The organism is Marinomonas atlantica (assembly GCF_001639725.1).
GTDB classification, from domain to species: Bacteria; Pseudomonadota; Gammaproteobacteria; order Pseudomonadales; family Marinomonadaceae; genus Marinomonas; species Marinomonas atlantica.
In genome coordinates, this window is sequence record NZ_LTAW01000001.1 from 393662 (window position 1) to 417303 (window position 23642).

Sequence of the window (23642 nt, forward strand, 5' to 3'; positions counted from 1 at the left end):
TTTATTGGTGTGTTTCATTAGACCATTTATTAAGGGTGCTCTCTAGTAGCGCTAAATTGACTGGCTTACTAATAAAATCGCACATGCCTACGTCGAAACAGCGTTTTTTGTCTTCTTCAAATACGTTTGCAGTGAGCGCGATGATGGGCACATCATGAAAGGCTTCCATTTGTTTGATCTCAACAGTGGCTTGCAGCCCATCTTTAATTGGCATTTGCATGTCCATAAAGATAAGGTCAAAGTGACCAGCTTTACATAAATTAATGGCTTCTTCGCCATCTTGAGCGATGGTGATGGTGCCAACTTTCAGCTGCTTAAGAAATCCGTTGAGCACAATTTGATTGGTTTTATTATCCTCAGCGATCAGTACCGTTAACTGAGAAAAATCAATCCGCTCAGAAGGGTTGTCACTGATTTGTATGGGGCGAGTCGGTTTTTCGGCTGTGTATTCACTTGTCTCAATAACAAAAAAGAACGTCGACCCTTTGGCAATTTCACTCTCTACTTTGAGTTCAGACCCCATTAAGGTGAGTAATTTGCTGGCGATAGTTAGCCCCAACCCCGTTCCACCAAATTTTCTTGTAATAGAGGTGTCTGCTTGTGAAAATGCATCGAACAGCTTTGCAGCGTATTCTTGCTGAATGCCCATTCCTGTATCAGTGACGCTGAACGTAATACTAACGCTTTCTTTCGGTCCCTTTATGATTTCTGCAGCCAAGGTGACTTCGCCTTGATCGGTGAACTTGATCGCGTTGCCAAGCAAATTCATGAGTACTTGCTTAATTCTTGTCTCATCACCGGTGAAGACAATATCTTTCATTCCAAGCTGGCTCTTGGTCGATAAGTTAACGCCTTTGGACACGGCGAGCCCTTTAAATAGCAGTTCAAGATCTTTCAATAACTTATTCAACACTACTGGACGATGTTCTAGCTCGATTTTATCCGCTTCGATCTTACTCAAGTTTAGAATATCATTAATAATCACCAGCAAGCTTTGCCCTGATGAGGAAATAATATCGAGCATTTCTTGTTGTGAGCCGGTCAAGGGTGTATTCGATAATTGTGTTGCCATGCCTAATATGCCGTTCATTGGCGTACGTATCTCATGGCTCATATTCGCTAAGAATTCAGATTTCATTTTAGAGGTTCGTGCAGCCGCTTGAGCCTGCTCACTTAAGCGTGTGTTTTCTTCCTCTCGTTGTTTAAGTACAGAAATAGAGACTTGAAGGGCAGCAGAACGAAGCAACTCATCATGACTATCGTGCATGGAAGGATGTACCTGAGATGCGATGCTCGTACTTTGTGCCATACGAACAATGTTCCCAGAAGCACTGACTTCTTGCTCTACCAAAACAGTCTGACGGTTATTGATATACTCTAAAGGTTTTATGCATTCGCCACGGCCTGCCCATGACAAGTCTAGCGCTCTCTCGGGCAGCAAACAGGCATCGTAAATTTCTTTGGCACTGATGCCTTTTGTCAAAAGTGGCGCGGCGTCAGAAAATTCCTCGGCGAAGCCTGGCGTCCAGTCGAGCAAACACTGCTGATCATCAAACACGGCAAAGCTACGACTGAAAGGTCGCAACTCATTCATGCAATACTCCTTGTTTACTTGTTAATTGTTCCGCGGCCATAGCGGTTCCTAGCACGCGCGCACGAATTTTAGCGAACGCCGTTTCGCGCGTGGTTGAGACATCATCGCAAAAAGGAGAAAAGCCACAGTCGTCCGTAGTGCCCAGTTGTTCTAAAGGAATATAGCGAGCCGCAAGTAACACTCGTTGGCAGACCTCTTCAGGTGTTTCAATGTTAGGGTCAATGACATCGATCACACCAATAAAGGCGCGTTGATTCGGTTTTAAATAACGTGCCACGATTTTTAAGGCGCGCTCAGGGTTGGCCTCTCCTGCCATGGCAATGTAAAAATTGCCTGCTTTCAGCTCAAATAGACTCGGCAGCAGCTCAGCGTAATCTACATCCGCACTGTGGGTCGAATCGTGATCCGCACCAGGGCAGGTATGGATACCAATCAAAGCTCGCTCTTCCTCACTAAAGCGTGCTAAAACTCGATTATTGAGCTCTATGAAGGCGTTTAATAAACCACCACTTGGGTCGAGTTTGACGGCCAAACGTCCTTCCGTAAAATCGATTTGCACTTTATAAGCACCGGCCTCAAAGCAACCACGAATTTCTCTTTCCTGTTCATCGACTAAGTCATTTAAAAACTCTTCTCGACTGTAATCTGGCAAGCTTTCTGCTGGGTACAACAAGCTTAGAGCAGAGATAGAAATAATAGACTGTTTGAGTGGAAGCGTGGTGAAACGCTTGGCTGTGCTGAACGTTTTGTAGGCGTTAAGCAAAAAGTGGAATGGGCCAGCTGTAAGACGTGGTAAACGCCGTACATGCCCATCTTGGAAGGGGATTTCGAGACCATCAGGGGCGAGATTCTTAGCGCCTTCTACAGAGTAAGTGACAAAATTGTGAGTCTTCCGCTGTTCTCCATCACTCAAAATCGGCGACCCAGTCGCTTCGAATGCGCGAATGGTCTGCTCAATCGCCTCCTCATACGATGCTTCCATTGCCGCTGAGTCGATCTTACCTTCATCAAACTGCCGTTGCGCCTGCATTAATTCTGGTGATCGAGGGATGCTTCCGATGGCTTCCGTAGGTAACAACATCATTGTTTACTCTCCTTATAAATACCCAAATATCCAAGCAACATTCAAACTACCTTTATATAAATAGCAGTGTAGACCATTCTTTTATTATGGAGAAAGAAATAAGCCTTCATGTTTAAAAGCACTTTGAATTAAGAGGTAGGTGAATAGTTGATTTTTGTGGACAAGTAATCCAATAAGATAGCCGTATCGGCTCTTAAAAAGAGCGTCTTTTGAAAGGGTCGCGAGCGCTTTGTTGTGTTGTGATTAGGTAAAATTATTGGGAGGGCTGCTAAGTGGTAGTTTTGCGCACCACTACATTGTTGTTCACGTCTTTCGATGTTCGTATTAGGTCATCCCCTGCAATCGCTTTGGCAGATTTGGCCAAACGGTCGTATAAAACAACGTTTACGGATGCCGCTAAATTCATGCATCCGACAGTGGGCACAAACACGACATGATCGGCAGCATCCACTACACTTTGGGCGATGGTTCCATCTTCTGGGCCGAAGATGTAGAGCGCTTTATCGGGGTGAGAAAACGCGGGTAATGGCGTAGCGCCAGGAATTAAGTCAACGCAGACGATTTGAGTGTCGTCGTCAACGGCATCACAAAAATTGAGCGCTGCCAAACTATCAAGGTGCAGTAGCGGGATGGCATTAGACACCTTTTTGGTGTCGGTGGACATTTTCATAGCACGGTCGTAACGTGCTCCCGAATACAGCACTTTATCAACTTGATAGCAGCCTGCTGCCCGCATAACGGAACCGACATTCTCGGTACTCTTTGGATTGGTTAATCCGATGGTGACAAATTCGGTTCTCATGACTGTTGTTCTACGTCTGAAAGTTAAAGTAGATGCACATAATACCATTTCTTGGAAATTAGGGGCAGATATCGAAATATCTACGCTAAATACTCGACAATGGCGTTATTTATCTTTCAAAGAAAATCAACATGTGGGTTTTGTCGACCTATTGAGTTGCAACCTTGGCATTCGTGGTCTCTATAGCATCGCTGTTTATCACTGTAGCGTATTCCCCATCTAAATTAGCGAGGGATATGGCGTGTACTTCGTCTGCACTGCGTGGTGTGCCGAAGTAGTCGTGCTTGGCGAAGGTAAAGCATGCGTCCGCCACGACCCAAACCTTATAGCCAAGGTTCCCGCCTGTTCTGGCAGTGGCCTCAATGGAGTTATTGGTAGCGACGCCGACAATGATCAATTCATCACTGCCAAGTTGAGTGAGAGTTTCAGCAAGCCGATTGTTGGTAAAAGCGCACGGCACTGATTTTTCCAATAACGTCTCATCGCCAACTGGCTGAAATGCCGCTTTCAACATGAAGCCGGCTTCATGGGGCCAGAACACCGAATCTGGCTCAGTAGAGCGGTGAATAACATGCACCACAGGCCAGCCTTGTTTGCGCCACTTTGCTAACAGTTTCAACATAACGCGCTCAGCATCGGGGTTATTACGTGCACCCAGCTTTGGATGATCGATGCCTTCTTGTTGATCAATAATGATAAGTGTCTGCATAGGAGCTGGCCGTGTTAGAGGATCTGTGGATAAATTTAACGTGTATCCACAGACGTGTTAAATATTTTTTGAAGCAGTGGGACATTTCAGATCAACCATCCCTCTATGATTCATTTAAAGTTTCAGTGATGGCTTCTTTTAATGGAGTATGTGGCTCAGTGCCAAGTAAGGCGATTAGTTTTTCATTGCTTAGGTGCAGTGGGTGTTGCCAAAGATAGCGCATTTCAAGCAGCTCCTTGTAGGTCGGATTGAACACAGAGGCTGCGCAAATCAACCACCAAGGAAAGGTTTTAATACAGGGCCTACTGCCTCGTTGTTGAGCAATGACCTGCGCTGCGGTATTGATCATTTGTTTACCATCATGATCCCAATGACCAGCCATGTGAAAACGAGCAAAATCGGGAAGCTCATGGCGACGCAAGATCAGTTGCATCATGACTTCCGCCACATCTGGAATATAGGCCCACTGATGGCCTATCCCTGGTTCAGCAAGATTAAAGAGACGCTTACTAGTGGCCCCTTTAGGCGCAATCCCTTTTTCAAACCAGCCACTGTTACTGCTTGGGCCAAAAAAGTCACCGCAGCGAACCACAACACAGCGTCCTCCTTGCTGTGCAAACGCTTGTAACTTTTGCTCCATTAATACTCGTATTTGTCCCTTTTTACTGGAGGGTTGTTGGGGTGTGTCTTCTCCAATGTGGGTACCTGCATGCGCATCAAAGTTATATATATTGCCCGGCACGAAAACGCATGCTTGATGATGTCGTGCTGCTTGTAATGTATTCTCCAGCATCGGTATAACAAGCGTCTCCCAGTTACGATACCCTGCAGGATTGACTGCATGCACAATTATCTGACATCCCTGACAGGCGTTGACGACATCCTTTTGGTTGAGTGCGTCGCCTTGTCGCCAATCGATCCTAGCGTCTGAGGGTAAACCTGTTAAATCTCGCTTAAGTGCAGTGACATGCCAGCCTTGTTGTAACAGCCGCTGAGTAATGGCTGAGCCAAAATTGCCTGTTGCGCCTAAGACCAAGGCTCTACTGGCTTCCAAATCATGAGTACCTATTGGACGTGATGTCGATTGTAGATGTTGTGTAGCCGTCATCTTGTTGCCTTTTTGTAGTGGTCGAATATGACAACATTAGCTACTCTTTTAGGTATATGAAATTGTCTAAAATAGCCTATCGGATATACAAAAATTTATGGATAAAGCCATTAACTGGACGTTATACCACTCCTTTTTAGCCGTTATGGAGCAGGGATCCTTATCTGGCGCCGCTCGAGTCACAGGCTCTACCCAGCCGACCATAGGACGCCATATCACAGAGCTCGAAAAAGCGCTGAATGTGAGCTTGTTTATTCGTACTCAAACAGGGTTTGTGGCAACAGATGTTGCCCATGAACTGTTGCCTCATGCGCAGCAGATGGCCGCCACGGCGGCATCGATTCAGCGCTCGGCGCAACGGGTAGGAGAGGGCATAAGTGGCTCCGTTCGAATCAGCGTCAGTGAGGTGGTTGGAGTAGAAATTCTCCCGCCTGTGCTTGCAAAACTCCGGCACACTTACCCTGAGTTAGTGATTGAATTGGTCGTTTCAGATGCTCCCCATGACCTGCTATACCGAGAGGCAGATATTGCTTTGCGCATGTTTCGACCCACCCAGAACGCATTCGTGGCGCGGTTAATCGGTCAACTTGAACTAGGCTTTTATGCCCATCGAACATACCTTAATCAACATTCAGCACCGCGGACTGTCGCAGACCTGAGTCAACATACACTCATAGGTTTCGACACAATGTCTGACTATATTCGCAACCATACAGCAGCTTTTCCAATGGCATTGGACCGTACTCTGTTTCAATATCGTTCAGACAGCAGCCTAGCTCAGCTGGCTATGCTGCGAGCGGGCGTCGGCATTGGTGTTTGTCAAAGCGGCTTGGTTGCTGACGACCCTGAAATCATCTCCGTATTGCCTGGCCAGCTCGCGCTCTCTCTTGATATGTGGCTTACCATGCACGAAGATTTAAAGCGTAATCGAGTGTGTAAAACAGTGTTTGATTTTTTAGGTGCAGCGCTCGCCGCAGACTGAGGCTAATGTTGATGTTCAGTTATTGAATAAACAGCCACCATTTTCAGAATGACGATGAGCGCTTTGAGTTGGATTTTTACCTAGCTGTAAGCCCCATTAAAGACGATTTTCATTATTCGTTTTTAATGGGCGCATGATCGGCAACGTAGGCGCCGCGTTCACCTAACGCTTTAGCCGGACCTTCAGTGCTGTCTTTTTCGGTTTGCTGCTCGGTGGCCGCATTAATCACAGCGCCTAAGATGACAATGTAGGCGCTGATGTACAACCACATGAGCATGATGACCACGCCACCAAGAGAGCCGTAGGTTTTGTTATAACTGGCAAAATTGGAGACATAAAACGAAAAGCCTACCGATGCAACAATCCACAAAATCGTAGCAATAAACGAACCTAAGGTGATCCAGCGCCACTTTGCTACTTTACGATGGGGGGCATAGCGGTATAGCAGCACCAAAGCAAAGTGAAACATAAAGGCCAGTAGCGGCCAGGACAGAGCCTTGATCAAAAAGTCTAAACTGTTTTTAAGTCCGATTAAATTCAAAGCAATGGGCAAAATACCAATGATGAAAAGGGCAAAAATCGCCACCGAAATAGCACCAACAGCAAACAAAAAGCGCACCATCAAAGCCCTAAAAAATGAGCGTCTTTCGTGTTCGCGATAGCTAATGTTGCAAGCAGTGATCAGCGCTTGGCTACCTTTTGAACTACTCCAAATGGTAATCAGAAGTGTGCCGGTGGCGCTTAAACTCAAGCTAGCTTGAGAGCTCTGAGAGAAGTCTGAGATTTGCGATAAAATCAGTTCTCTGGAGCTTTCAGGGAGGACAGTGACGAATTTAGCCAAATGCTCGCTGATTTCCATGGGCGATGCGAAGACAGTATAAATGGACACTAGGGCAGCGATGGCGGGAAAGATCGCTAGCAAGCCGTAAAAAGCCACTCCTGCTGACACTAAAGATAAGTTGTCGCGCCCCATTTGATCAAAAATGCGCTTGCTAATATCCCACCATCCTCTGAAAGGGATACCGCCAGGTTTCTTGGCTTCTTGGCCTCGTTTGGTTTTGCTCATATTTAACATTCCTATCCATGATGCGTAACTAAGGCAGAAAATAGACAACTTAAATTCGCAGTTAAGTGAATAATTACTAACCGTGGACGATACGACTGATCTATTAGCCAAAAAATACATTAGCCACGTCTGTTGTGCCTTCAATGATGCAGCTCACCCATGCTAGCACACGGGAACTAAAAACTAGTTTGCTTTGCTTTTTATTACGTTTCCTTCACTTTTAGTCTTGGCACAAAAAAACGCTGGTTTTCTGTTAATATTCTACGCCGATTCAGCATGCTGCTTATCAAAAGGAATGAGATATGATTCACCTGCAAAACTATTTTGCCCGTATTAGTTATCAAGGGCCAGCTACACCAGAGCTTTCAACCCTAACAGCCATTCACGCGCTACATCCTGCACATATTCCCTTCGAGAACATTGATGTTCTGCTTGATCGTGGCATTAGTCTGGATATCGATAATATCCAGCAAAAATTAATCGATCATCGCCGTGGCGGTTACTGCTTTGAGCACAACGCTCTTTTTATGCAGGTGCTCAAACAACTGGGGTTTGAAGTCGAATCGTTAATGGCCCGTACCGTTTGGCGACAACCCGATAATATGCCGCTTGGTCCAAGAACTCACCAAGTTCTAAGAGTTCGCATCGACGGCGAATGGTGGCTAGCAGATGTCGGTTTTGGTGGCATGGTTCTGACCGATCCATTGCGCTTGGACACTGATCAAGCGCAACAGGGGCAACATGAAGCGTTTCGTTTTAAGGCTCACAATCACGGCTGGCTGTTGCAGGTTAATATTCAGGAAGAGTGGCAAGATCTATACGACATTGGCAGCCAACCTCAAGAGCCTATCGATATTGACGTCGCTAACTGGTTTACCTCGGCTAGCCCCCAATCCAAATTTCGCAACATCTTAATGATGGCGCGAGCAACACCGGACGCTCGTTATGCGTTATTGAACAATCGTCTAACAATTCGTCCACGCAACGGAATCGCGGAGCAACGAGAATTAAACCCTGAGCAATTGGCTGCTGCGTTAGAAGAGTGCTTCGAACTAAAGGTCGAAAGCGAATGGATGCCATTACTAGAAAGGATTGTTGCCAAAGCCAATTCGTAGTTCATAGATTAATTATCATCTGACCCTAATTGTTTAAACCGCCTCTCACGCAGTGGCGGTACGCCAAACACGCGTTTATACGCACGTGAAAAGGCGGCTTCGGAGGTATAACCAAACTCCTCTGCAAGTTCTATAAGCGAAACAGGCGAATGCATAATTCTTTGGCGTGCCATCGCCATTCGCCATTCGGTGAGATATTGCTTGGCAGATATGTCCATCACTTCGGTAAAACGTGCAGAAAATCCAGATCTGGACATACCTACTTGATGAGAGAGTTGATCGAGCGTCCAAGCATATTCGGGGTGGTCATGCATCAGTGCAAGTGCTTTGCCGATTTTGGGATCTTTCAGTGCACCCAGCCAACCTTCGTTTGCTTCAGGTGCATGTTCTATCCAGTAACGGATCACTTGGATCACGATGATATCCGCTAGACTTGATAGCACCGCTTCACCACCAGCACGGAGCGTTTCGGCTTCTTTTTCCATCAGTTTGGAAAGAGTTTGAAGTGACGCTGGCAGCTCTGAATCTTTACTGGTTATATGAATCAGAGGAGGCAATTGCGACACAAGTTTTCGAGCGGTCAAATTGTCTAAGTTGATCACGCCACAGGTCAGTAAGCTTTCTTCACCGTTACCGCCGTGTTGAATGCGTTCAAACCGTTCTGAAACTTGAGTGGCCGGTATCTCAAAGAAAGGCTTACATTCGACGCTTTGATCACAAGCAATTTGATGCCCCTCGCCTCGCGGCAATAAAGCAATGTCGCCAGCTGCTAGATAAATATCTTCATGATTCGCTAAGCGAAGCCAGCACTCTCCCTTAGTCAGGATGTGGAACATCATTTTCCCTTCCATTGGGGGCATATCTATTCCCCAAGGAGCGGTTAATTCTGACTTTGAATAGAGGGCCCCTTCAAGTCTCAATGAATAGAGTGTTTCTCCGAGTATGTCTTGAAGTGCGGATATCTCTCGTTTGGAAGATGTTGTCACGATGAACTCTCATTTTGGACGAACTGCAAAAAAGTATAGATATATGATCATTAAGAGTCAAAGATTGACCCTGTACACTTGGTTTTGTTCTCTGATGACGTTGATTAAGCAACTTCTTACTAATGAAATAGGTGTACCCATGAAAGTAAAAAAAATCGCCATTGTTGGCGCTACAGGTAAAACCGGCCAACGTGTTTTGGCACAATTGCAAGCATTAGAGTATTCGGTGCGAGCACTTTCGAGAAACAGTGAATATCCGTTCGATTGGACAGATAGATCTGGTTGGTCAAAGGCTTTACAAGGAGTAGACAGCGCTTACGTGACGTACTTTCCTGATCTAGCGGTTCCCCAAGCCGCGGAAGACATTCGAGCCTTTGTTGAGCTGGCCAAATCTTTGGGAGTAAAACATATTGTTTTATTGTCAGGGCGTGGAGAAGAGGGCGCTCAGCTTGCAGAGCAGCTACTGATTGGAAGTGGACTGGAATGGAATGTCGTGCGAGCTAGCTGGTTTATGCAGAACTTCAGTGAAAGCTTTATGCTAGAGGGAATAAATGCAGGGCAATTGGTATTACCCAAACCAAAAGCAGACGAGCCATTTATTGATGTGGATGATATCGCCGATGTTGTTGTGGCTGCATTGACCCGTACTGATTTGCGCAACCTTTTACTGGAAATTACAGGTCCTCAATTACTGTCGTTTGAAGCATGCGTTGAGTCAATTGCCGAAGCGACTGGGCAAGAGATAACGTTTGCCACCGCCTCCATTGACGATTACTTGTTAGGGGCTAAAGCGCAAGGGTTACCTGATGACCTAGCCTGGCTCATCAATGAACTTTTTGAAAATGTATTAGACGGCCGTAACGAAAGCACCACAAACATGATTGAGAAAGTACTTAGGCGACCAGCTAAAAGTTTCCAGCAGTATGTCAAAGAGACAGCTCGAACGGGCGTATGGGGTTAGTAAAAGCTTTTAAATTGGGGTCAGATGAAAATAGGCGAGTGAAACCAAAGAAGCGAGGTAGAAAACCGAGTCAGATGGATTAACTTTCATCTGACTCCAATTATTTTTTCTTTGACTAGAAGCCTTAAAGAATATGTTGCGGCTCTAACACAATTTTCAGCACTTCTTTTGTATAGGAACTCAAACGATCAACTCTATGGTATATCCAGTCAACCAGCTCCTTGCCATCCATTACTTTTATATCATGCTCCTCAGCATACTTGCGATTTTCTTCTGTAACGGTTCCTGTTGTGATTAGCCACTTATCATGATGTTCCTGCTCATCAATAGCAATAAGCTGTTTAATTCCATGACGGTCGGTATTCCCTGAATGGTGTTTGGCCTGAATAAATACTCGATTAGAGGAAACTGGGTCCGTCCTTGTTGCAGAGATATCTATATCAGAAATGTCTGAGGATTTGTTTTTAGCTTCAATATGAGCTGTATATCCTTCAATCTCAAGAAGCTCCTTAAGAAGCCGTTCTAAACCATTACCACCACTTTTTAGGTTTGTTTGACCATTTTTTAAGCTATCTAACAACGCTGACTTAAATGTATCAACCGCATCGTCTAATTTCTGCTGAAATATTGTGTCAAAACACACGCTGCCACTTTCTTTAAGTTGATCAACGTAATCGTTAATCTCATCTTGAAAATCCTTCAGAGAAGCGATTGAAAATCGTATTTTTAATCGACTTTCTAACCCCTGCGAGAGTTTGGAACGCGGTATACGTATTACTTTGCCATCGACATCACGAAAGTAAGCAACTTCAACTTGGTTTTCACCATAGTTTATGCCTTCCTGAAATGATTTTTTGCCTGTTGCTATGCCTAAAACAATTGCTCGTGGAATAGGCACAACTACAAGATCACCTTCTTTTATTTGAAAGAAACGTTGGATCTGTTTCTTATGTCGGCCTAAATTGACATTATGATCTTCACGTAATGATGTATGAATTTCAGATGCAGATGAGTAGCTTGAAAAATCTATGCACCCCCAACCATAACCAGCTAAATTTTCTTTAATTAGCTGTTGTGGACTACGTACTAAAACAATATTTTTGCTACTCATTTATTAATTCCTATATTTATATTAAAGCTTTTTTATTTTAAAAGTCTGACAATATTAGGCTGAAATTATTCACCCTTAAATAAGACCTGATCCAGCAGGATACCATTTTATGGTTATATCTCCATGTCCAAAAAATACTATTCCTTCTTTTCTTGGAGTTACATTATGTTGGCTCCGATGCTGCATTAAAATTTCAATAAGTAATATTAATTGAAGTTTAAAGTCAGTATCAATAATCATTTTCTGTATATGATCTTCTAATATCCAGCATCCATGACTAAAATAGTCTTCATTATCTTCCGCAATAAAGATAAGCTTACCTTCATATTTCATGATTTCCGGATACTGTTTAGCAAACACTTTTAAACGCAAACTTTCGAAATTTTTATCAAATCAGTCCATTGTTAGCCCTCCAATTTTTTGGGTATATTATCGTATCAATACGACAAGATACGTCGCTATGACTTTCAGAGTTTCTATTAAAATTGAAGTGCAGAGTTCATACTTTTAGGAGCAAAGGTTCTAAAAAAACATAATAACGAGAACTTGAATGAGGCGATGAGTTGAAGTTTGATCGCTACTAAGTAATCACCTTTTTAAGGTGTGGTGGCCTGCCTCACCTCATAGACTAAAAATGGTCGAACTACCGATTTCATGCCCCCAAGAATCACTCGAATTGCAAAGTAGCCCTTGGCAACCGTATGAGCTTTACCTCAAACTTTGTCGTCAGCAACGAACGAGAGAGAAGCGTTACTGTACTATTCAAACATCATATACCAGAAGAATTCGGACGTATTTACAATGCCACCCAATCCGATATGGCGTTGGGGATTGAGAGGTTTAAAGGTGAGATCGAGACGTTAATAGAGAGACGAGTGACATCAAAGAAGCGAGGTAGAAAACCGAGTCAGATGGATTAACTTTCATCTGACTCCAATTGTTCCATTTACTTTAGTTTTATTCAGCTAACCAGCTAAAAAACTCACTTGGCATAGAGGCTTCGACGGTTGGCATAGACTTAATATCCACAGTTGAGTTACAACCCATCAATGGTACTTCAATTATTTCGTCTTGCTTTGACCAGACCATCTCGAGATAGCGAGATTTGTTTTCATCGTATTTGACTGACTTGACTCGGCCGTGACCATAAACCTTCATGGTTTCACCAAACTTCTCTCGTTTTTTAAGAACCACTAAATCACCAGTACAAATTGTACTAAAGCGCTTTAGTTGATGTTCGCTTTTATCAAAGTCAAATCGACAGATGCTTTCTTGCTTCCATTTGATATCTAAGCGGTTGTCAAAATTCGCTCCAGGGCAAAAGCCCATAAAGAGGATGTAGCCATCTTTTGGAGAAGATGCGTGAATTGCTTTAATAACATCTTGGGCATCTGAGTCGCCTTTAGCTAACTTGCTTTCTGCATTGTCTTTAAGTTTTGAAAGCTCGCTTCTAGTCATGTTTCCTGAACGGATTTTCTCAATTTGTTTTTGATACTTCACTGTTTATTCCCTTAGATATCTATTGCGATTTATTAAAAGATAAACATTTTTAAGTGCGATAAAAAATGAAAAATTTTCAGAATTAAAAGAGGGTTGTAACTCCCTTAAAAGAGACTTGTCTAATTGATTTTTTTAAGACCTAACGAAATCATGACATGGCGTTAGAATAGAACTAAAGAATGGAGATACCCAATAATGGGGTTGACTTTCATCTGACTCCAATTGTTCAATTAATTTAGTCAAAGTATTCAAAAGGCTCTTCTTCGTAGGCGGGTAAATTATGGATGGTGGGTTTACCGGAATAGTTCTGGCACTGAATATCATTTAGCACCTGATCACCTTTAAGCACATAAATGCCACCGCGCGTCTCTTTCTCACGGGTGCCATCGTCTTGCCATTCACCGTTACTGATAACAGAGTAAACGACATATCGATAGTCGCCATCAGTAAACGTTAAATGGCCTTCGCCGCCGCCACTGTAGGCTGTACGACTAAAATTCACCTCAGACACCAGCTCCTTCTCAATTTGTTCTGTATTACCAAAGCGATAAACTAACTTGTCATCCGTGTTGCGACACACGGACACAGTTTTAGCGTTTGTGTCACATGAAAAAGAGACACTTTCGTCTGCTTGGCAGAGTGTTTCTGCATCACTACTTGAGACATCTGCTGTGCTAGTCGTGACATCCGTATCACTAGCAGTGACATTCGCAGTACTTGTCGTGGCATCATCATTCAAAACGAGGTAGCCAGTATGCGCAACCGCCACCAAAGCAAGCCCTGTGCATAGGAGAATTTTCATAGTAAGTCTTTGTCATAATTACTAATTAAGAGTTATATCATACGCATAGTAGCGAGACTGGACTAAGCCGTCCACTGTGATCCACGACCTCTACATGTCTAGCAGTACATAAGGTTCGCTATAAAAATCACATCACAAATAAATGTTTGAGGGTTAGCTTTATACGTAGGCAAGTGACACCAAAGAAGCGTGGAAGAAAGCCGAGTCAGATGGATTAATTTTCATCTGACCCCAATTTTTAAACTGCCACCTAGCTCCTCGCTAGCCATCATATGTTTTGCTACATGTGGATGAATTGGCGTTAGGCCAGATTTAATGCCGAAGGGCTTAAATACGGTGTCGATCATTGATTGAGCTTGGTTGCCTTTGTCTTGCTCAATATCTGTTAGCGTACGACGACTCACTCCGACCAACTCCGCATAGCGAGTTTGAGAAAACCCTAAGACCTCTTTACGTAACTTTTTAAGCATTTGCCCTTGGCTTATTTCGCCTAGTAAGTGTTGTTGGAGTAGTCGTACCAATAAGGCCTGGCGTTCGGCAGGTGTCATACTCATAGGAGCCCCCAACGAGTCAGTTTCGTTTCCAGCCATTCGATTTGAATGACACTTAAAATACGTTCTGCGACGCCGCGCTCCGTTAATCTATTCTGTAGCCCAACAAGTTTTTGAGCGGTGTTTTGCAGTGCCGAAAATAAAATATCACTAGGGCAAAGGTCTTCTAATTCTTCCGTGATGGCGTGCCAGCGGTATTCGCCGCCTTCTTTCTGAATCATCACTTGCACCGGAAGCATCAGCCCACAAGCATGCTCATCATCGTAGTCAAGCCACTCAATGGAATAATCCATCTCATAGCCAAGGCTACATGGACTAGCATTGCCTTTCTCCGGCTCAGCCATATTGATGATAGCGATATCACGCCACTGTTGGTTGAACAGTGCTTGGATAGTAAGGGATTTCATAAAACACCTAAATGAGCAGTATGATGCTCATTTTAGACGATTTGAGTTATTTATGGGAAATATATTTCTCAAAATTCTCTGAAATGCTCATTTTTGAGAAGTATATTGCTCAATGAAATTGGGGGCAGATGAAAATATAGAGCAATGATCCCCTTATTGACCTAATAAGTGTTTGTCATAAGATGTTAACTAACCTGATACGAATAGGATGTTCATATCAGGGTCTTTTCAGTAAAGCTAATTTCAAAGGAGTGAAATATGGCCAGGCTTCCCCGACTTTGTCCTATTGGTATCCCGCAACACATTATCCAACGTGGCAATAACCGCCAAGTGTGTTTTGCCAGTGAAGATGACTTCATCGCTTATGCGCACTGGTTAACAGAATATGCCTATCAGTATCAGGTAAAAGTGCATGCATGGGTCTTTATGACCAACCATATACATTTACTTGCACGCCGATAATAGAGGGCGGAATATCTAAGATGATGCAAGCACTGGGTCGCCGCTATGTCCGTTATTTCAACCATACCTACCAAAGAACCGGTACATTATGGGAAGGGCGTTTTAAGTCGTGTGTCATAAGCGCTGAGGAGTACTTTTTTATCTGTCAGCGCTATATCGAGCTCAACCCCGTTAGAGCAAACATGGTGTCTCACCCTGCCGACTACAAATGGTCGAGCTACCGATTTCATGCCCAAGAAACACTCGAATTGCAAAGTGGACTTTGGCAACCGCACGAGCTTTACCTCAAACTTAGTCTTCAGCAACGAACGCGAGCGAAGCGTTACCAAGCACTATTCAAATATCATATACCAGAAGAAGAACTCGGATGTATTCGCAATGCCACCCAATCCGATATGGCGTTGGGGAATGGCAGATTTAAAGGAGAGATCGAGGCGCTAACGGGAAGGCGAGTGACACCAAAGAAGCGTGGAAGAAAGCCGAGTCAGATGGGTTAAATTTTCATCTGACCCCAATTGTTCCCTGAGGCAGTATTCTTTGAGGCTAAGACCAAACTTTCTAAGGAGTTTCTGTCAGAAGAGGCTAGCAGGTCGGTGGCCGCAACGTAAAGCCAGCACAGCCATGTCAAAGTATCCCAAACCCTATAACGAATTAACATCCCTTCCGAAAACTGGCTTACCATTGCTATTCCCCGCTTGTTTAGAAAGCCGAGTCAGATGGATTAAATTTTCATCTGACCCCAATTATTCCAGTTGACCACTACAGGTGGGTGGCCAGTTAAGACCTTAGGCTAGTGCTTCTTCAAACCTAGAAGCTCCTTCTGTAACTGTAAGATTATCTTCTTGTAGTCTTACCGTGAATAAATGCCTATAGGAAGGTTTGATTTTTGAAGATGAGAAATTATAGTATTCACTTTTGCTATTTAATTCATAATAAAATTGTAATTCATTTATTTTGTTTTTTTTGCCTATTCTTTTAAGGCTATTTTTCAATTCGGATTTCTCCCTTTTCTTATTTTTTTTCTGTACTAGAGCGTCAAAATAAAAAATAAAACTTTTTTCAATAATGGAGCCTTCTTCTTTAGTGCCTATCTCATTTGTCATGGCGTTTGATATCAAGAATTCCATGTTTCTTTCTTTGTTTATTGCAAAACACTGAACTTTAAATACATTAAAAAAAATTATTGTATCGTTTTCTTCATTTGATATATTGTACAGAGTGCTTGTTAGACCACCATGCTCACCGTTTAAAGGTCTCTTTGGTGGATTTTTGGTGTAGCCTACGTAGTGTATTTCACTTGAAATATTTAAGTTTATTTCAAAAGTCAGTAAGAAATCGTGAATTGAATATACTGTATTAATTGTTTCTAACTTGTCTTTGAAAATTATGAACCGACCAGCTGAGTCAAATTCAGGGTAGATTGGATTTCCATATAGGTCGAACCATGTTTCAAAAACAAATTCTTTAACTTCTCTTTCTCTTCCAGTCAAAACTCTTAGTTTCATGAGGCTCATAAATGGAGTAAGCACCGGTAGAGTTTGAGTGCAAAACCTAACTTTTTTTCTCGAACATATGAAGTATATGAATCTTTTTTCTAAGCACTCACTGACCTTTTTTTTTATATATTTTGCCTGATCTATAGTGGACTTTTTGCTGTTGAAATCTTCACTGTTGTTTTCAATTAAGTCATACCAATACATATGGTTATGCTCTAGCTCAACAACCCATTCCTTTAGAGATGCTTCATAATCCTTTTCACTAAGAATATGGTTAAAAATTCCTCTGTTCAATTCTATCTCCAATAATATATATGCCTGTTTCAGGCTAAAGGTAGTTATTATTTAAAACCCTTTTTTAATCGATATTTTTGAATTATGTTTCTCTTAGTTTTTAATATTATGGTGAACCATGTTAGCCAAGAATTTTCAAACACTAGTAGAGTGGCATCCTTGTGAATTGTATTGTTTATGGTTCGGCGTATAAAGGACCTGACTCCTTATAAACCTAGGTCAGATACTTTTTAAATTTATAATGACTTTTCATATAAGCAGGTTAATTTTCATCTGACACCAATTGTTCTGAATTGTTCAACAAATACCCAGCTTGTTGATTTTGGTGCTGGGACTAATCTTAGTGGAGTTAATTCGTAATCAAGCCCTTCAAGTTCTTTCACCCAAAGGCTCAAATTCTTGGCTAGTGATAAGGTTGAACGATCTAGCTCAAAAGTATTTGCATACCAATTAGTAGAACGAATATATTGCTGTGATTTTTTCCATGCTTGAGCTAACACAACACTATCTGCAATGTATTGATCTTCGGGCTTCAACTCCCTGTATTTTTTGTTTAGTAAAGCCATTTTTTCTCCAAGACCAAGGCATTATGTTAGCTATCAGAACTTTCAGTTAACTCAGCATAGTTTTTTCGCAAAAACTCTAAGCCATCAGAACTATCGATATTGATATTTAGTTGTTGTCTTATAAACTCTAGGCGATGCTTGCATTCATTTATGAGTTGCCCCCAAGTTTTTACCCAAATAGTAATGCCATTGGCGCTATGCAAAATACCTTGGTCTAATTTGTCACTACTTAGTCTATGCTTAGCATAAGAATCTAATTCATTTGAGATAATCCAGAAGTGCCAATTAGTATTTATAGTATTAAATCGTTCATCATCAGCAACCGCGAATGCGTAAGATTCAATTTGATTAATCTCTTTTTGTCCTATTTTTACTTTAGGTGCTTTCAATTCAACAACTAAGTGCTCACGTTCTGTAGGATGATTTCGGGCAATATTTCTGGTTAGCATTAAATCTACAATACCAACAGAGTCATCTAATCTTTTAACTGGTGTATCTGTGACAATCTCAATGCCCTGGTTATCTAAATGCTTACGTAATACCTGTGTTAAAGATTGGTCGCTTACAGATAGCGCAAATTGTTCACCGAAGATCCAAGTATTGTCTTCAATTATTTTGTGCAACTGGCTTCTCTCTTTGAGTGCTTTCTTTAGTTCAGGGTTAAATATTATTTCTTCAATTCCAGCTAAAAATTTTAATCTGTCGGTTATGACTTTTGTGGTGCTGATAATGGCCGAAAGAGATGCGTCTTTAAGTAACTCTGCAAAGTCTTTTTGTTTTTGCTCGCTTAAACTCAGTACTTCAGTCAAAATTGTGTGAAGATCACTGGGTTGAGTTGAGACAATTTGCTTTAGCAGGCTCAATTGTAACTTTTTCAATTGCAATGTTGATTTGTCAAACTCAGGAACCAGTTCGTTGATATTAAGCGCAAGGAAATCAAACATTTGCTTTTCAGCAACTTCAACATGACCACTAACAGCATTTCTATATGGATAGACATTTTCGTTTTTCCATTTTTCCAATTGATCTGAAGATTGCTCAATTTTTCTTCTTATCAAGTAATCTTTAATATGTTTAATGGCTTCTTCTATTGGCGCTTTCAAAGATGTTTCTAATTCACCTAAACCAAGCGTGCCTTGCCTGTTTAGCTCTGTAATATGGTCAGATTTCAAATATGCAGTAAATGAAACACTCCTGCTTCCTTTAACCTTTTTGTCTAGTGGTAGTAGAGGAAAGCCCGCTTTGTTACATAGTTGAATTTGATTTTTTGTTGATATTTTCCATTCAATTATTTGAAGTTCATAATTAAATTCTTTTTTTTCATAAAACACCTTAGGTAACTCAATTACTTCTGTATTAGAGATTACAGAATCAGGATTGATACGCTCTCCATCAATATAAAGCATTACATTTTTGTACGTGGATAAGTAGGTAGCAAATGTCGAAGTAAGATGTTCTGCGAGTCGACCATTAGTTAGTGAGGGGAATTCTTTCAACGGTTCATAAATAGAGACTTTAGTTCCCGATGTAGTAACTTGGCTTTGTGCTTGTGGACTTAAGGAGAAAGTTTTCTTGTTATCTGCAACCCCCTGTATTTTATATTCAAAAAAAACATCATCTTTTGAGTTGAACCTAGTATTCCACTCAACGACTCGACCAATTGAAAATGATTTGAACCTGCCTTGGCCTTCTTTTCCGTGTAGAGCCCTACCTTCTGGTGAAAGACCATGGGTACTCTTCCAAGAGCCACCAAGCCCCCTAAAATAGGTTGATGCTTTATCATAGTGAATACCATGCCCATCGTCTTTTATATGAATGGCAGATAGTCCCATATCATCAGCATCTACTAATACTTCAACTTTGTTGGCATCAGCGTCTAAGGCATTCCATACCAATTCAGATATAGCATTTAGAGCGTTGGCCTTAGATACCTTATCTAAATGATCTCCCTGAACTTCTACTTGAATTTGCTTGTCCATGAGCCTTCCTTACATACTAAATTAGATGGTTGTCTATAGGGTGCGGGCGCCCTAGTGCGCCTCGTCCCAGTTGTTCCCAACCCCAGCCTCAACCAACAGCGGCACGTCGATCTCGCTGCTATTCTGCATAATCTCAACGATCTTCTCTTGCGCGGGATCAAGGTCTTTCTCGGCCACTTCGAAAATGAGTTCATCGTGTACTTGCATGATCATTTTCACGTCGAGGTCGGTGTCGGCGAGCCATTGGTGCATGTTGATCATGGCGCGTTTGATGATGTCGGCGGCGGAGCCTTGCATAGGGGCGTTGATCGCGGTGCGTTCGGCGGCTTGGCGCATCATGGCGTTTTTCGCTTTGATCTCGGGAAGGTACAAGCGACGACCAAAGATGGTTTCGACGTAGCCTTGTTCTTTGGCGTTCTCACGGGTGTTGTCCATGTAGGTGCGCACGCCTGGGTAGCGTTCGAAGTAGCGTTGGACGTATTTCTGGGCTTCTGGGCGGCCAATGCCAAGTTGCTTCGCCAGGCCAAAGGCCGACATGCCGTAGATCAGACCGAAGTTGATGGCTTTGGCACGGCGGCGTTGTTCAGTAGTGACTTCTTCCGCGGTGGTATCGAAGACTTCCGCGGCCGTCGCCTTGTGCACATCCAAGTCGTTGGCGAAGGCGTCTAATAGCCCCCTATCTTGTGATAGGTGTGCCATGATTCGCAGCTCGATCTGCGAGTAGTCGGCGGCCACCAGCTTGTAGCCTTCGGGGGCAACAAACGCTTGGCGAATACGGCGACCTTCGGTGGTACGGATCGGGATGTTTTGTAAGTTCGGATCGGTCGAGGACAAGCGTCCTGTTGCGGTTACAGCTTGGTGGTAAGACGTGTGAATACGGCCCGTCTTTTGAATCATCTCGGGCAGTTTGTCGGTGTAGGTCGACTTGAGCTTGGCGAGGCTGCGGTGTTCCATAATCAAACGCGGCAGTTCGTATTGCTCGGCCAGCTCTTGCAAGATTGGCTCGGCGGTCGACGGTTGGCCCTTAGGCGTTTTCTTGATGACGGGTAACCCTTGCTTCTCGAACAAGATTACTTGTAGCTGCTTTGGTGAGCTGAGATTGAAGCTTTCACCGGCTTCTTCGTGGGCTTTGATCTCGATCTCTTGCAGTTTGGCCGCGATCTCGCTGCTTTGTGCGTGCAATAGCTCGGGGTCGATCAAGGCGCCAGTTTGCTCCATTTTCGCCAATACGGGCACTAATGGCAGCTCGATGTCTTTTAGCACGTTGACCAAGTCGCCTTCTTTTTCCAGCTTGGGCATGATGGCTTCGTGCAGGCGTAGGGTAATATCGGCATCTTCTGCGGCGTAAAAGGCCGCTTGTTCCAACTCGATTTGGTTGAAGGTTTTTTGCTTCGCACCTTTGCCCGCGATGTCTTCAAAGCTCACGGTGGTGTGGCCGAGGAATTTGGTCGCCAAGTTGTTCATGTCGTGACGGGTAGCGGTGGAGTTGAAAATGTACGACTCCAGCATGGTGTCAAACGCAATGCCACGCAGGGTAATGCCGTAGTTATTCAGCACATTGGCGTCGTATTTTAGGTGTTGGCCGACTTTCTTTTGCGTGTCGTCTTCAAGCCAAGGTTTTAGCTGTTCGAGTACCCAATCACGATCCAGTTGCTCAGGCGCGCTGTCGTAGTCGTGCGCGACGGGAATGTACGCGGCTTTGCCCACTTCGACCGAGACGCTTAACCCGACCAGCTCGGCCGCCATGTAGTTGAGCGACGTGGTTTCAGTATCAAAGGCCACTAGGTCAGCGTCTTGGATGGTTTTTAGCCATGCATAGAAACTGTCTTGATCTAAGACGGTGTCGTAGTCCACATCAATGTTGGCCGCTTGTACCGGCTCATCTTCATTGTTGACGGTGTCGTCAGCCATGCCGTGGGCAGGGGCTTTGTCGATGTCGCGCAGCCACGTTTTGAATTCTAGCTTTTGGAACCACTCACGTAGAGCGTCTTTGTTAATCTCTTCGTTTTTCAGCGTGTGGGGATCAAACGGCAGCTCGACGTCGCATTTGATGGTCGCCAGTAGGTAGCTCAGCTCGGCCATCTCTTGGTTGTCTTCCATCTTTTTCTTCATGGTTTTTGAACCACGAAAGCCCAGTGCAGCGATGTCGTCTAGGCGCTGGTAAATGTCTTTGATCGAGCCAATGCCTTGCAGTAGGGCAAGGGCGGTTTTTTCGCCGACGCCCGGAACGCCCGGGATGTTGTCGACTTTGTCGCCCATTAGCGCTAAGTAATCGATGATCAACTCCGGCGGAATGCCGAATTTGTCTTTCACACCGTCCACGTCCATCACCGTGTCAGTCATGGTGTTTACTAGGGTGACTTTATCGGTCACGAGCTGCGCCATGTCTTTATCGCCGGTCGAGACGACCACTTCGCGGCCTTCTTCGCCAATTTGCTTGGCAATGGTGCCGATCACGTCGTCGGCTTCGACGCCGTCAATGACCACAAGCGGTAAGCCCATGGCTTCGATCATGCGGTGGATCGGTTCGATCTGTACGCGCAGGTCGTCCGGCATCGGTGGGCGTTGTGCTTTGTATTCGCTGTACATCTCATCGCGAAAGGTTTTGCCTTTGGCATCGAAGATCACCACGATCGGCGAATTGGGGTAGTTATTGATTAGGCTGCGGATCATGCTGATCACACCGCGCGCCGCGTTGGTCGGTTGGCCGTCGCTGGTGGTTAACGGTGGAATCGCGTGAAAAGCACGGTAGAGGTAAGACGAGCCGTCTACCAAAACCATTGGGGAAGTGCTTGTTAATGTGTCCGTAGCCAAAATAAAACCTCTGTTATAAAACGCCGTAATTGGCGTCTATTCTAGGGCGTTCAGCAGAAATTTACAGTGTTAAAGTGGTCTGAGTGGCCGCTTAATGCTTTATTCTTCAGATGAACGGCTGACTACTTGGTCTCGACCTTGTCGTTTGGCGATGTACAGACAAGCATCGGCTTGACGGATGATGGTATCAATGTCGTTGGACTGGATATTATGAGCAACACCAATGCTGCAGGTGAGTTGCCCTACGGTTGGGAAGGTGTTTTTTCTGATATTCGTTAGACAGTTGTCGGCCACTTCTTTTGCTCGTGCTGCTGTGGCGTTGGGTAGCAAGATCACGAATTCGTCTCCGCCCCAGCGTGCAAGGCAATCTTGTTCGCTTAAACTGCCCGCTAAAATCACTGATATCTGCTTGAGTATGTCATCCCCCACTTCATGGCCGTATGTATCGTTGATGCTTTTAAAGTGATCAACGTCGATGATTAAGCCAGTGAAGTGGGCCGTGTCAGTAGAGTATTGGCTCAACCAATACAGTACGCCGCGGCGGTTTGATATGTTCGTTAGAGAATCTGTATCAGCTTGTTTTCTAGAGTACTTTAGGCTTCCCTCAATTCGATCAAAACGATCATGAAGTTCACGCTGATACGACAAAACGATAAATAATAACGCTCCCCCAGGCCCAAACAGCACCATAAGGTCTCGGCCTCGTGGTGTTTCCAGTTGTAAAGGGTGGGTGATCAGAAACAATACTATGGGCGCGCAGATCGAGATCCACATTAAGATAACGTAGCGTGTCCATGATTTAGGAATCATAAAAATCAGCACGGACATGGCGATCAGGATGATAGCGCTGATCGGAGGGAACTCTTCAATTAGGGGCCAACCATAACAGGTAGCGCCTAGGACGAAATACCACACAGGTATCACGAAAGCGATAATGTTGGCCAAATAAAGGCACTTTATCGCGGTGATTTGTCGGTTACTGGGATCTTTATGGAAGTAGGCCAACAGTAAAGTGATGCCGATACCACATGATAAAGGCACGACTTGATCTATTACATGACCCGTAGGTGAGAATAGGTGGAGGGTTCCCATAATAAAGCCAACAGCACCATACAATAGAAGTGCTATATACGTTGCTTTTATCGAAAATAGAGTTTGTTGCATTGAAACCATTCCTGTTTACGGGGTCGAGCGGATACTGCAGCACTCTTTTAAAGCGTCAATATTCAGTGTAGGCAATGGCGGCGCGAAGG

General features: G+C 43.8%; 24 protein-coding genes. 6 read left to right on the forward strand and 18 right to left on the reverse strand.

Features of this window, described 5'->3' with window-relative positions; all coding sequences use genetic code 11:
* Position 1: 1 nt before the first annotated feature.
* The 5 genes from AYW75_RS01850 to AYW75_RS01870 all read right to left on the reverse strand — a co-directional run bounded on the left by AYW75_RS01850 (position 2) and on the right by AYW75_RS01870 (position 5297).
* Positions 2 to 1594, reverse strand: a complete 1593-nt coding sequence (locus AYW75_RS01850; protein ID WP_067094533.1) for a response regulator — start codon at positions 1592 to 1594, stop codon at positions 2 to 4.
* Entirely contained in the window at positions 1587 to 2678 is a 1092-nt protein-coding gene (locus tag AYW75_RS01855; RefSeq protein ID WP_197478877.1) for a cobalamin-independent methionine synthase II family protein, read from the reverse strand. The genes AYW75_RS01850 and AYW75_RS01855 overlap by 8 nt, the downstream gene beginning before the upstream one ends.
* 268 nt (positions 2679 to 2946) lie before the next feature.
* Positions 2947 to 3480 carry an RNA methyltransferase gene (locus AYW75_RS01860; RefSeq protein ID WP_067094535.1) on the reverse strand — a complete coding sequence of 178 codons (534 nt, stop codon included), beginning with the start codon at positions 3478 to 3480 and terminating at the stop codon, positions 2947 to 2949.
* 148 nt (positions 3481 to 3628) lie between these two features.
* Entirely contained in the window at positions 3629 to 4189 is a 561-nt protein-coding gene (locus AYW75_RS01865; RefSeq protein WP_067094539.1) for a cysteine hydrolase family protein, read from the reverse strand.
* Positions 4190 to 4292: 103 nt separating this feature from the next.
* Positions 4293 to 5297, reverse strand: a complete 1005-nt coding sequence (locus AYW75_RS01870) for an NAD-dependent epimerase/dehydratase family protein (RefSeq protein ID WP_082856345.1) — start codon at positions 5295 to 5297, stop codon at positions 4293 to 4295.
* Between the two features lie 97 nt (positions 5298 to 5394).
* Here AYW75_RS01870 and AYW75_RS01875 point away from each other — a divergent pair, with 97 nt between their 5' ends.
* Positions 5395 to 6279: a LysR family transcriptional regulator gene (locus tag AYW75_RS01875; RefSeq protein WP_067094541.1), complete on the forward strand. Its 885-nt coding sequence runs from the start codon at positions 5395 to 5397 to the stop codon at positions 6277 to 6279.
* A 112-nt stretch (positions 6280 to 6391) separates the two neighbouring features.
* Here the strand turns inward: AYW75_RS01875 and AYW75_RS01880 are convergent, their stop codons facing one another.
* Entirely contained in the window at positions 6392 to 7345 is a 954-nt protein-coding gene (locus AYW75_RS01880; RefSeq protein WP_067094544.1) for a YihY/virulence factor BrkB family protein, read from the reverse strand.
* Between the two features lie 302 nt (positions 7346 to 7647).
* On the opposite strand from AYW75_RS01880, the gene AYW75_RS01885 reads away from it, so the two are divergent.
* Positions 7648 to 8460, forward strand: a complete 813-nt coding sequence (locus AYW75_RS01885) for an arylamine N-acetyltransferase family protein (RefSeq protein ID WP_067094546.1) — start codon at positions 7648 to 7650, stop codon at positions 8458 to 8460.
* Between the two features lie 8 nt (positions 8461 to 8468).
* Here the strand turns inward: AYW75_RS01885 and AYW75_RS01890 are convergent, their stop codons facing one another.
* On the reverse strand, positions 8469 to 9446 hold the full coding sequence (locus AYW75_RS01890; protein ID WP_197478878.1) for an AraC family transcriptional regulator: 978 nt from the start codon (positions 9444 to 9446) through the stop codon (positions 8469 to 8471).
* Between the two features lie 139 nt (positions 9447 to 9585).
* Here AYW75_RS01890 and AYW75_RS01895 point away from each other — a divergent pair, with 139 nt between their 5' ends.
* A complete protein-coding gene (locus AYW75_RS01895; RefSeq protein ID WP_067094552.1) occupies positions 9586 to 10407 on the forward strand; it encodes an NAD(P)H-binding protein in 822 nt (273 codons plus the stop codon).
* A gap of 124 nt (positions 10408 to 10531) precedes the next feature.
* Here AYW75_RS01895 and AYW75_RS01900 read toward each other — a convergent pair whose 3' ends face one another.
* The gene (locus AYW75_RS01900; RefSeq protein ID WP_067094553.1) at positions 10532 to 11518 is read right to left on the reverse strand and encodes a restriction endonuclease; all 987 of its coding nucleotides are present in this window, start codon (positions 11516 to 11518) and stop codon (positions 10532 to 10534) included.
* A gap of 75 nt (positions 11519 to 11593) precedes the next feature.
* A complete protein-coding gene (locus AYW75_RS01905) occupies positions 11594 to 11878 on the reverse strand; it encodes a hypothetical protein (RefSeq protein ID WP_082856346.1) in 285 nt (94 codons plus the stop codon).
* A gap of 341 nt (positions 11879 to 12219) precedes the next feature.
* Between AYW75_RS01905 and AYW75_RS01910 the strand changes: the two genes are divergently transcribed.
* Positions 12220 to 12438, forward strand: coding sequence for a hypothetical protein (locus AYW75_RS01910; protein ID WP_067094556.1), 219 nt, complete (start codon positions 12220 to 12222; stop codon positions 12436 to 12438).
* A gap of 37 nt (positions 12439 to 12475) precedes the next feature.
* On the opposite strand, the gene AYW75_RS01915 is transcribed toward AYW75_RS01910, so the two are convergent.
* The 4 genes from AYW75_RS01915 to AYW75_RS01930 all read right to left on the reverse strand — a co-directional run bounded on the left by AYW75_RS01915 (position 12476) and on the right by AYW75_RS01930 (position 14778).
* Positions 12476 to 13018: a hypothetical protein gene (locus AYW75_RS01915; RefSeq protein WP_067094559.1), complete on the reverse strand. Its 543-nt coding sequence runs from the start codon at positions 13016 to 13018 to the stop codon at positions 12476 to 12478.
* A 235-nt stretch (positions 13019 to 13253) separates the two neighbouring features.
* Positions 13254 to 13820: a hypothetical protein gene (locus AYW75_RS01920; RefSeq protein ID WP_082856347.1), complete on the reverse strand. Its 567-nt coding sequence runs from the start codon at positions 13818 to 13820 to the stop codon at positions 13254 to 13256.
* 221 nt (positions 13821 to 14041) lie between these two features.
* Entirely contained in the window at positions 14042 to 14374 is a 333-nt protein-coding gene (locus AYW75_RS01925; RefSeq protein ID WP_067094562.1) for a helix-turn-helix transcriptional regulator, read from the reverse strand.
* Complete coding sequence (locus AYW75_RS01930) at positions 14371 to 14778, reverse strand: hypothetical protein (protein ID WP_067094565.1); 408 nt, start codon at positions 14776 to 14778, stop codon at positions 14371 to 14373. The genes AYW75_RS01925 and AYW75_RS01930 overlap by 4 nt, the downstream gene beginning before the upstream one ends.
* A 258-nt stretch (positions 14779 to 15036) precedes the next feature.
* Between AYW75_RS01930 and AYW75_RS18950 the strand changes: the two genes are divergently transcribed.
* Both AYW75_RS18950 and AYW75_RS01935 read left to right on the forward strand, forming a co-directional pair.
* Positions 15037 to 15240 (forward strand): transposase, encoded by a 204-nt coding sequence (locus tag AYW75_RS18950; protein WP_231886126.1) that lies wholly within the window; start codon positions 15037 to 15039, stop codon positions 15238 to 15240.
* A 20-nt stretch (positions 15241 to 15260) separates the two neighbouring features.
* Positions 15261 to 15737, forward strand: coding sequence for a transposase (locus AYW75_RS01935; RefSeq protein WP_231886127.1), 477 nt, complete (start codon positions 15261 to 15263; stop codon positions 15735 to 15737).
* 288 nt (positions 15738 to 16025) lie between these two features.
* On the opposite strand, the gene AYW75_RS01940 is transcribed toward AYW75_RS01935, so the two are convergent.
* From AYW75_RS01940 to AYW75_RS01960, 5 genes are all read right to left on the reverse strand, one after another.
* The gene (locus AYW75_RS01940; protein WP_067094569.1) at positions 16026 to 17030 is read right to left on the reverse strand and encodes a hypothetical protein; all 1005 of its coding nucleotides are present in this window, start codon (positions 17028 to 17030) and stop codon (positions 16026 to 16028) included.
* 269 nt (positions 17031 to 17299) lie between these two features.
* Positions 17300 to 17596, reverse strand: a complete 297-nt coding sequence (locus AYW75_RS01945; RefSeq protein ID WP_067094572.1) for a hypothetical protein — start codon at positions 17594 to 17596, stop codon at positions 17300 to 17302.
* Between the two features lie 26 nt (positions 17597 to 17622).
* Positions 17623 to 19575, reverse strand: a complete 1953-nt coding sequence (locus AYW75_RS01950) for an ATP-binding protein (protein ID WP_067094574.1) — start codon at positions 19573 to 19575, stop codon at positions 17623 to 17625.
* A 51-nt stretch (positions 19576 to 19626) separates the two neighbouring features.
* The gene (polA, locus tag AYW75_RS01955) at positions 19627 to 22356 is read right to left on the reverse strand and encodes a DNA polymerase I (protein WP_067094576.1); all 2730 of its coding nucleotides are present in this window, start codon (positions 22354 to 22356) and stop codon (positions 19627 to 19629) included.
* A 132-nt stretch (positions 22357 to 22488) separates the two neighbouring features.
* Positions 22489 to 23553: a GGDEF domain-containing protein gene (locus tag AYW75_RS01960; protein WP_067094579.1), complete on the reverse strand. Its 1065-nt coding sequence runs from the start codon at positions 23551 to 23553 to the stop codon at positions 22489 to 22491.
* Positions 23554 to 23642: the final 89 nt, after the last annotated feature.

What these genes read in the sequence shown, in the direction of transcription:
- AYW75_RS01860 (WP_067094535.1), bottom strand. Translation starts at nt 3,480, where the DNA reads ATGAGAACCGAATTTGTCACCATCGGATTAACCAATCCAAAGAGTACC.
- polA (WP_067094576.1), bottom strand. Translation starts at nt 22,356, where the DNA reads ATGGTTTTGGTAGACGGCTCGTCTTACCTCTACCGTGCTTTTCACGCG.
- AYW75_RS01880 (WP_067094544.1), bottom strand. Translation starts at nt 7,345, where the DNA reads ATGAGCAAAACCAAACGAGGCCAAGAAGCCAAGAAACCTGGCGGTATC.
- AYW75_RS01910 (WP_067094556.1), top strand. Translation starts at nt 12,220, where the DNA reads ATGAGCTTTACCTCAAACTTTGTCGTCAGCAACGAACGAGAGAGAAGC.
- AYW75_RS01855 (WP_197478877.1), bottom strand. Translation starts at nt 2,678, where the DNA reads ATGATGTTGTTACCTACGGAAGCCATCGGAAGCATCCCTCGATCACCA.
- AYW75_RS01870 (WP_082856345.1), bottom strand. Translation starts at nt 5,297, where the DNA reads ATGACGGCTACACAACATCTACAATCGACATCACGTCCAATAGGTACT.
- AYW75_RS01895 (WP_067094552.1), top strand. Translation starts at nt 9,586, where the DNA reads ATGAAAGTAAAAAAAATCGCCATTGTTGGCGCTACAGGTAAAACCGGC.
- AYW75_RS01850 (WP_067094533.1), bottom strand. Translation starts at nt 1,594, where the DNA reads ATGAATGAGTTGCGACCTTTCAGTCGTAGCTTTGCCGTGTTTGATGAT.
- AYW75_RS18950 (WP_231886126.1), top strand. Translation starts at nt 15,037, where the DNA reads ATGGCCAGGCTTCCCCGACTTTGTCCTATTGGTATCCCGCAACACATT.
- AYW75_RS01930 (WP_067094565.1), bottom strand. Translation starts at nt 14,778, where the DNA reads ATGAAATCCCTTACTATCCAAGCACTGTTCAACCAACAGTGGCGTGAT.
- AYW75_RS01900 (WP_067094553.1), bottom strand. Translation starts at nt 11,518, where the DNA reads ATGAGTAGCAAAAATATTGTTTTAGTACGTAGTCCACAACAGCTAATT.
- AYW75_RS01960 (WP_067094579.1), bottom strand. Translation starts at nt 23,553, where the DNA reads ATGCAACAAACTCTATTTTCGATAAAAGCAACGTATATAGCACTTCTA.
- AYW75_RS01945 (WP_067094572.1), bottom strand. Translation starts at nt 17,596, where the DNA reads ATGGCTTTACTAAACAAAAAATACAGGGAGTTGAAGCCCGAAGATCAA.
- AYW75_RS01875 (WP_067094541.1), top strand. Translation starts at nt 5,395, where the DNA reads ATGGATAAAGCCATTAACTGGACGTTATACCACTCCTTTTTAGCCGTT.
- AYW75_RS01935 (WP_231886127.1), top strand. Translation starts at nt 15,261, where the DNA reads ATGATGCAAGCACTGGGTCGCCGCTATGTCCGTTATTTCAACCATACC.
- AYW75_RS01865 (WP_067094539.1), bottom strand. Translation starts at nt 4,189, where the DNA reads ATGCAGACACTTATCATTATTGATCAACAAGAAGGCATCGATCATCCA.
- AYW75_RS01950 (WP_067094574.1), bottom strand. Translation starts at nt 19,575, where the DNA reads ATGGACAAGCAAATTCAAGTAGAAGTTCAGGGAGATCATTTAGATAAG.
- AYW75_RS01885 (WP_067094546.1), top strand. Translation starts at nt 7,648, where the DNA reads ATGATTCACCTGCAAAACTATTTTGCCCGTATTAGTTATCAAGGGCCA.
- AYW75_RS01920 (WP_082856347.1), bottom strand. Translation starts at nt 13,820, where the DNA reads ATGAAAATTCTCCTATGCACAGGGCTTGCTTTGGTGGCGGTTGCGCAT.
- AYW75_RS01925 (WP_067094562.1), bottom strand. Translation starts at nt 14,374, where the DNA reads ATGAGTATGACACCTGCCGAACGCCAGGCCTTATTGGTACGACTACTC.